This window comes from Microcystis sp. M_QC_C_20170808_M3Col (assembly GCF_007095505.1).
In the GTDB taxonomy this organism is placed as follows: Bacteria; Cyanobacteriota; Cyanobacteriia; order Cyanobacteriales; family Microcystaceae; genus Microcystis.
In genome coordinates this window covers 1-4,340 of sequence record NZ_SFBY01000031.1, presented here as the reverse complement: position 1 = coordinate 4,340, position 4,340 = coordinate 1, and the positions used below count along the sequence as shown (strand labels likewise).

The 4,340-nt window shown below is 42.9% G+C and carries 2 protein-coding genes; both read right to left on the bottom strand.

The genetic code is table 11. The features are described 5' to 3' along the window. Window positions 1–238: 238 nt before the first annotated feature. Window positions 239–1,984, bottom strand: a complete 1,746-nt coding sequence (locus tag EWV84_RS01590) for a diflavin flavoprotein (protein ID WP_287075975.1) — start codon at window positions 1,982–1,984, stop codon at window positions 239–241. 184 nt (window positions 1,985–2,168) lie between these two features. Beyond that, window positions 2,169–3,893, bottom strand: coding sequence for a diflavin flavoprotein (locus EWV84_RS01585; RefSeq protein WP_287075973.1), 1,725 nt, complete (start codon window positions 3,891–3,893; stop codon window positions 2,169–2,171). Window positions 3,894–4,340: the final 447 nt, after the last annotated feature.

The following is a 4,340-nucleotide window of genomic DNA, read 5'->3' as shown; positions in this document are numbered from 1 at the left end:
AGACCAGAACAGAGTAAATCTGTTAAGGCAGGTGCGGAACCCCGCAAGGGAAAGAAGCAGAAACCTAAATCGTGAGGTTTGGGAATCACCGTCCGTTTACGGCGGTGAGGATGTCAAGGGGAAACAAAGACAAAATAACTTGGTCGGACAGCCTTGGATACTAACATAACATTTGTTTCCCAGAAATCTAGGCCGATGATGGGGGGAAAGTCAGGAGCTTTGCCCCGCTAGTCCAGTTTTAAGACTGACTACCGGATTTGCGATGACCGATGGCGGTGACACCGTTACTATCCAAAACTTGACCCCGCTCGACGGTAGCATAGACTAACCAGCGATCGCCACAGAGTTGTCGCTCTTTGACCGTACACTCTAGATAGGCGAGACTTTCGCTTAAAATCAGACAGCCATTTTCCCCGACTTGGGTTTCTAATCCCGTAAAGACATCGCCGCCAGATTTGATGCGATTGGAAAAATGACGGCGTAAATTGCGCCCTTCCTTGAGAATATTCAAGGTAAAGGCGGTTCCTGAGTTAATTAGGCGATCGGCGGCTTGTTCGTCAGCAACGGCGATAATTAGCCCCGGGGGGTTAAAACTGGCTTGGGATACCCAAGAGGTCAGGAAACCAGCATGATCCTCGCCCTGACGAGTGGTGAGAACAGAGAGGGAACCGACAATCCGACCAACGGCCTGGGCAGTGCGATCGATTTGTGTTTCAGTCATTCCCTGTTGGGGAACCCGCAATTTTTTGGTTTTTTTCAAGGTCCGGGCGAAGGTTTCTCCGGCTAAATAACCTGCTTGTAAACAGCTTTCTGTGGGGCTAAAACGCACGCGCAAGGATTCAAAACCGAGGCGATAATTGGCATCTTTGAGTTTAGTTTCAATTAAATCTACAGCTTCCCCACTCCAACCGTAGGAACCAAAAACCCCGGCTAATTTAGTTTTTGCTGCCGTGGAAAGAACGATTCCTAAAGCGGTTTGTATCTGGGTGGGAGCGTGACCGGCTAAGGTGGGAGAACCGATAATAAATCCGTCACAATTTTCGATCGCTTGACTAATTTCGGCGGGGGTGGCAAACTCACAATTTATTGATTCTACGGCTAGATCATTTTCTAATAATCCCCGTTCGATCGAGCGGGCCAGGGTGGCAGTATTTCCGTAGGCAGAAGCATATAATAAAGCCACTTGTAGAGGTCGAGTTTTTTGTTCTTGACACCAATAACGATAATCGTGGGCAAGACGACTAAGACTATAACGAATTATCGGACCGTGGGCGGGTGCATAATATTGGGCGGGAAATTCTTTAATTTTGTCGAGGGCTGTTTCTACCGCTTTGGATTGCACGGCATGGAGACAATCAAAATAATAACGACGATCTGCGTCTAATTGTTTCCAATTCTTATCCCAAAGAGCGTCACTGCACAGATGCACACTAAAGAATTTATCGCTGTATAAAATTTGGGTTTTTTGGTCAAAAGTGCAGATACCATCGGGCCAGCGCGGCGTAGGGACATTAATAAAACTTAGTTGATGACCTTGCCCTAAATCAAGGATTTCATCGGTTCGTATGCCAAAAATTTGTGCATCGGGAAAGGCATTTTTAAGGGTATTGACGGCAGATTTAGAACAGAGGATGGTGATTTGATGGGTTTCGGCTAATAATGCCTTTAACGTGACGAGACGATTGGGATTAACGTGACTGAGAATCAGATAATCGAGACGATGTAAGGAGATATATTGACGAATTTCTTCTAAATAAATTTCGGTGAAGGATTCTCCAGGGGGATCGATTAAGGCGGTTTTATCACCACAGATAAGATAGGAATTAGCGGTGGTTCCCCGTTGACGAGCATATTCTATTTCAAATTTTAATCTGTCCCAAGTACGGGAGCGAAAAACCCAAGTTTTATCGGCAATTTCTGCGGTTTGAACATCGCGGGAGCGATTATTAATAGCAGGATTAGGAATTAAGGTAGTAGCGCTCATAATTGTTCAGTTGGGTGTTGGGTGTTGGGGTGTTGGGGTGTTGGGGTGTTGGGGTGTGGGGTGTGGGGTGTGGGGTGTGGGGTTTTAGGGTTTTAGTTGAAATTACTCTATCTCCCCATTTCCCTATTCCCCCATTTACCTATCCCCTTCTAACTGATAACTGATAACTGATAACTGATAACTGTTAATAATGGTTGCCAACTTTGCGATGATGGACAGCAGTTAAGACATCTAAACGGGCAACTCGTCCAGTATTAACGGTACAATAAACTACCCAATGATCGCCGCAATCTAAACGACTGGTTACTTCACATTCTATGTAAGCTAAGGCATCGGCTAAAATTGGTGATCCATTATTGGCAGTATAGGTTTTAATGCCTTCAAAACGATTGGCACCGGGAGAGAAACGCTTGAGGAAATGTTTCATTAATTTCTGGTAATTATCCTCAGCTAAAACATTTAAAACAAAGGTATCGCTAGGCTGTAAAAAGGATACCATTGCCCGATCTTTGGCCACTGCAATTGCCACACCTAAAGGATTTAAACTTGCTTGTGTCACCCAAGAGGCAATCATGGCACTAGATAAATCGGCTTTTTGGGAAGTAATTAAGTACAATCCGGTGCTAATACGGCCTAAAGCTCTTTCTAAGTCGTTTTTAATCGATTTAATTTGTTTAATCGTTTTTTCTCGGCTTAACCATTGGCCGAGGTCGGTTCCTGCTTCATCGGCAATAAAATCGAGAGATTGATTGAGATTGTCTTTAACTAAAAGAGGAGGAAAAGCTTCGATCGCGACCATTTCCTGTAATTTATTTCTTAAGGGAAAAATTGGTTCATCTTCCCCACCTCCTGACTCAAATAATCCTACCGCTTGTTTGCCATTAACTGAAGCAAGAATTGTGCTTAAAATCGTCTGGTTAATCGGGGAAGATTGGGGAGGCATTCCGATGACAACTCCCTTAGACTGATTGATTAATTCTCTGACTTCGTGGGGATCAGCATTATTCATATCGACTAATTCTGTCACCACATCAGTTTTAGTCAGACCCTGACTAATCATAGTAGCTAAATGTTCGCTTTGTCCGTAATCTTGGGTAAAGAATACAGCCACTAAAGTATCGGCAGAAGTTTGTTCTTGACTCCAAGTTTGATAGCGTCCCACCCAATCAGAAATATGGTGTTTTAATAGGGGTCCGTGACCGGTGGCAATGAGATTAATCTCAAATTTCTCGATTCTTTTAATTGCCCCTAAAACTGAACGAGCATTCGGTCGCATCAGACAGTCATAATAGGTTTGAAAATCGCCTTCTAGCAGCTCTTTTTCTCGATCGTAGGTTTGATCATCACAAAAGTGCATTCCGAAGGCATCACAGGTAAAAAGGGTGGCAGTTTTAGCATCAAAAGTGAAGATAGTATCAGGCCAATGAAGATTAGGGGCTGAAACAAATTCTAAGACATGACCATTGCCTAAATCTAAAGTATCACCACTTTTAACGATTAACTGTTTAAAGGGTCTGTGTACCATGTTTTCGAGGAATTGCATGGCAACTTTTGCCCCAACCACGGTAACTTCTGGGACTAATTCCAAAACTTCTTTGACTAAACCACTGTGGTCGGGTTCGGTGTGACTGATAATTAAATAATCAAGATGATTGATGTTGATTAGTTTAGTTAATTCGTCCAGATAAAGGCGATCAAATTTGCGGTGAGATGTATCAATTAGGGCAGTTTTTTCCCCTTGAATAACAAAAGAGTTATAAGTGGTACCGTTTTCTAAACCAAATTCGATATCAAAGCGCTCGCGATCCCAATCCAAACAGCGCAAGGTAAAAGTATTTTCGGCGATTTCTTGGATTTGTGTGGTTAAACGGCTGGTTTTAGCGGGTTTTGGGGTGATTAAAGCAACCATAATTTCTATCTCCCACAGGATTTGATTCGGAACTGCATTTGCTTAATTCCTATGGTGACTTGCTTTCAGCGATTTGTAAAATACCAATTACTCAAGTAAATGATTAGTTAGATTTATATAATCTTTTGTCTATGGTTGCGAGTATTAATTTGAGTGCGAGCATTGCCGAATCAAGATCTGAATACTAATTGTGCATCGTATCCACAAGTTAGCTTAGTCCTCGGTTTTAAAAACTGCCTAGAAGACAATTTATCCTTAAAATCAGCAATAATGGCAATTTCAAGCTGAAAAACGCCTCATAAGGAATTGTAAGAGCGATTTAAGTTTTTTGACACTCCCATCGCTAAAAGCGAGGGATTCTTGGTTCACTGAGTTTCCTTAATCTGGCAGGACGTATCCAACCAAACCAGAGGGAATCTCTCCCCAAGCGCATTAGTTTCGGTATGC